The sequence below is a fragment of the Terriglobus sp. YAF25 genome (assembly GCF_052113305.1).
Lineage (GTDB): Bacteria > Acidobacteriota > Terriglobia > Terriglobales > Acidobacteriaceae > Terriglobus.
Map to the genome: position 1 here is coordinate 1 of NZ_JBFRCY010000660.1, position 4016 is coordinate 4016.

A 4016-nucleotide genomic window follows, 5' to 3' on the forward strand; every position below is an offset into this window, starting at 1 on the left:
GAATAGCTGTGCAAACGCGGCTCCTGCATCGAAGAAGAGCAGCCGGTAACTAAATTCAGCATACTTCGAAACCAATCGTGCGGGAACTCCGGTGACGAGGACGTAGCAATATGGCTCGTGTCCCGCTTCGGGGAACGGCTCAGCAACTTCGTTCCAATATGCGATGCGCTGCAGTGCGTGCCGCTCTGACGCATATCGATAAGCTCCTGGGGCAACTCCTTCAACTCCCGAGATAAGGATGTTGATATCAACTGATCCGAGATTTCCGGCAGAGGGGCACCATCGCTTGATTCGCTCTTCATCTTCTATCGAGCGAACCCCAGCCGTTAGCTGGAGCAGCGATGCCAACGTTCCAAGCGTGAGTTCCGAAGCTCTTGTGTCGAAATCCGTTTCTTCTGGAAGTTGGACGTACTCGTACATTGAAGTTGGATCTTGTGGTTCCGGAAAATGGGAGCTCAAAGCAGAAGATCTTGGGAGAGTCCCTCCATCCGCTTGAGCGACAATGTGCTCTTCAAGAGTGAGGAATGCATTCCGTTCATCCTCACCGCAGTTCTCCAAAAGCCCGCATGCCGCCTTGAGCTTGGACTCGCGTATGAGAAGCCGCTCTTCCACGTCTCCGGTCGCCAAGCTAAATCTCTTGACCGCCGAGGGCGGCAGGGCTTTTGGACTCTCTGTCAATGCATAGAAAACTTCCAACGATAGGCGGGAGAGCCAAAGGCGTTCGGAAAGGACGATGTGTGTCTGGTCTCCTTTGTCCATAGACTCAGGCCAAGGCGCAATCGCAGCAAGTTTTTCTCCGAGCGGTGTATATGCCCTAGGGCCGATATAGGCTTCATTTCGCAGGAAGCAGCGGCTCGCCAAGAGGTAAGTTCCTGTCAAACGCTGCAGAAGATTGATAGAAGCCTCAGTCAGGCGAACCGGCGCTTCCCGCAGCAGACAGATTTTCAGATCCTGGGTAAAGGCTGGATGCTCGGGCGTAACGGTGCCCCAATCGGCGACGGTAATCTTCTCGCCAATCTGACTGTCAGACAGCATCGTCTGCAATGTCGTCGCCTCAGCTTCCAGGTTCTGATGCAGGATGTGAATTCGAGCATGTCTTACTCTTTTGATTCTGTCTTCCCGCAGCTCTCCCTTTCGATCAGTCAGCATGAGTTGAAAGTAGCTGGCGGCTGGGTCGGTGGAAGCGGGAAAAGCGGTTGTACTGTCCTCGACAAGGCCTAAAGTCACCAAGGTTTCGAGGACTGTCTCGATGTGCTCTGCTCCTACGCCGGGAAAGTGCTGTTGGAGCTCTTCGACCGAGTGCGCTTGTGTCAGGTGTTCCCAGGCTGGCTCTAGTAACGTCTCCGCAAGCGGGCCATTCATCTCGTGGCGGCGGATCCCAGTGTCGAAAAAGAGCCTGTCGCCTGCCCTGAAGCTGCCAACACAAGCAATTCGTCTGTAACGAACAGTTGAAACACTCATGTATTCCTTTCAAGGGGGCTCTCTAAGATGGCCCCGCTCTGCTGTAGCTCCTCGTACAAGTTCTTCACGGTACGCTGGAGCGGATCCCCCTTGTCCCCACATATTGCACATCGATGGATTCCTACCAAGTGCCCTTCATGCTGTTCCCCAGATTCCAGATCAAACTCAATGTACCTGCCGACGGAAGTGTCTTGGGTCTTACGAATCCAAGAAAGAAGAAGCGCCCCGGCTAAGCCCACGTGTGCGGGTAAAAAAGGGGCGCTCCGTGACGTACCCACYAGTGTTTGATACTTTCGCAGCTCCCGAAGCGCGATGGGGTCGCTACTGTGCTGCTCGACGCGGCGTAGCCAACACTGCCAGCAGCCACTCTTCCCCGGTCGAATGAATGGGCCGACGTGAAGTTTGAGCAGGTCTCGCTGCACCGGCAGGAAGGGCAACCCAGCGGCAAAGCATATGCGGTTTAACTCCGATGCCAATTCGTCTTGATTCCCATCCGACATAAGCATTAGCACGTCAGCACCGCTGCGCTCGATAGAAGCAGCCCTGTCATTCGTCGGCAAGGATATGGGCTGGAACACTACGTCACCAAGCAAGCAGGAAAGCCTGATGAGTTCTGTTACGACGAGGTCGGAGAAACCACCGCTGACAATGACTTGGATATTTCGCATGATGTAGGCACCGCTCAGGCAAAAGGAGATGGAGCTGGGTTAATCGTGATGGGTAAGTTCGGTCTCAACTTTTGGTGCAGCGACGTCAATCGGGTATGAGCCAGAAAACGGGCACGGTAGTGGAATGAAATCGGCTGCAATTGGGGAATAATGACCCTCACCACGCGAACTCCCCCTGTAAACGCTTCATCTGTGCTGATATCCACCGCATAAACATTCATCCCGAGCGTTTTCAATCGCTGAAGCAAGTTCGATAAGGAATCGCAATTTTGTTCACCGTGGGACGCTGACTGAAATGGGTTTTCATCCGTATTGTTGAACAGAAAGGAAAACCCACCGCCATTCTCTTTCCTTGCCATGTACGTTGCACCGTCCATTACGTGCGCGAACTCTCTTATGTCACGAGGAATCTTGCGTGGATTTTTGAATGCTTGCCGGAAGGTATTAAGGTCAAAAAGAACTTTTTCGATGGCTCGTGTAAGCAAGGGATTGCAGCTATTCGGAAGCCAGAAGCGTTCCCCGGGAAAGGAAAAGCCGGCATGCAGGTAAACCATAATCGCTGGAATCAAAACGCTGCGGCCTGTATGGAGATCTAATCCCTTCACCCATCGCATCTGAGCGTCGGGGTCGAACGGACGCACGGGAGAACTGGGATCCGCATATTCTTCCTGGCTGCAAGCCGGAAGATCTCGATACGCGAAGACTTCTTCTTCCCCGAGATCGTTCGCAGATCCGAGGACGAACTGATCTTCGTGAAACACCGACAAACATAGGCGTTCGAGTGCCTCCCCAAGGGCGGGCACGGTTGCCGAAGTTCGATCAATCCCCGAACCGATACCAGGAGAGACAGAGGCAAACCGAAGGCCGGGCTGCTCCTGGATGGACAGGAGTCGCATGTTGCCGTTCTGGGAAAACGCGGTTACTACCGGGTTTATCCCACTGTCGGATGGAATTGTGTGGACCGCCTGTATCACTCCACCGTACGCGCTTACGAGTCCAGACATCGGAAAATCCAAATCACTTTCCCCTTGTTTGGGAATTCTAGTAGACGAACGGCAGCGGTGAGTGTATTAACAATTTACTGAGTTGTTGATAGAGATCCCCAAAGAGGGTTCTCACTGAAGACACCGAAACGCAGTGCAGCAATGCTGTGGACACGTGTGGTTGACCCTATGCAACCGATGCGACAGGTCCACGCCCAGATCGGTCCCGAATGCGAACTGGTTGGTTGCTGTAGCTGCGAGAGCTGTTCGAGTTGCGGGGGATGTGGCAGTTGCGGCAGTTGCGGCAGTTGCAGTAGTTGCAGTAGCTGCAGTAGCTGCGGCAGTTGTGCCAGTTGCACCTCCTGGTCGAGCTGCTCGAGTTGCTCAAGCTGCAACAGTTGCGCCTGCCCAGGCGAGTAGCAACGTATCGCACCGAAATGCTTTGAGACTTCGTTGGCTGAGGGAATCGTATGTTCAAGCGAGCTTCGCGGTTTTTCATTCTCTGCTTAGTTTCTGTTCTTCTGCTACTAGCCCTTATGATCTTCTCTCCGACTGGACAGAATGTCCGAGGCTCGAGCAGGCATGGTCAACCGGTCTCTCGCGAGACGTCGATCGCCACGGTGCCAATTGGTACCGCCATTCAGGACGGTCTTCCTCATCTGGGAAGCCTTAGCGACAATTCGTTGAAGGTGACAGCCGGTCCAACCCAGGGAATATCCTGTTCTGGATGTACCGGTCGGCGTACTCCCGAAAGCTTACCGCGAGCCGCGATGTTGCCGCAGGCGAGAATGGCTGCTACTGCAAGCGGCGTTGATCTTTTTTCAGGAAATGCAGCCTGGCAGCAGTCGATTGTGTCGCTTCCAGGACGCGGGCTTAATGTCAATCTGAAGCTCGCCTATAACAG

4 protein-coding genes are annotated in these 4016 nt (G+C 53.8%); all 4 read right to left on the reverse strand.

Annotation, left to right across the window (positions count from 1 at the left end; translation table 11 throughout):
* Nucleotides 1-1461, reverse strand: a 1461-nt coding sequence (locus AB4043_RS21935) for a hypothetical protein (protein ID WP_442308087.1), incomplete at its 3' end; no start/stop codon positions are given.
* On the reverse strand, nucleotides 1458-2129 hold the full coding sequence (locus AB4043_RS21940) for a TOMM precursor leader peptide-binding protein (protein WP_442308088.1): 672 nt from the start codon (nucleotides 2127-2129) through the stop codon (nucleotides 1458-1460). The genes AB4043_RS21940 and AB4043_RS21935, both read right to left, overlap by 4 nt.
* 14 nt (nucleotides 2130-2143) lie before the next feature.
* On the reverse strand, nucleotides 2144-3133 hold the full coding sequence (locus AB4043_RS21945; protein WP_442308089.1) for a YcaO-like family protein: 990 nt from the start codon (nucleotides 3131-3133) through the stop codon (nucleotides 2144-2146).
* 74 nt (nucleotides 3134-3207) lie between these two features.
* Complete coding sequence (locus tag AB4043_RS21950) at nucleotides 3208-3507, reverse strand: hypothetical protein (RefSeq protein ID WP_442308090.1); 300 nt, start codon at nucleotides 3505-3507, stop codon at nucleotides 3208-3210.
* Nucleotides 3508-4016: the final 509 nt, after the last annotated feature.

Excerpts from the sequence above, each read along its gene's own strand:
- AB4043_RS21945 (WP_442308089.1), bottom strand. The coding sequence starts at position 3,133 with ATGTCTGGACTCGTAAGCGCGTACGGTGGAGTGATACAGGCGGTCCAC.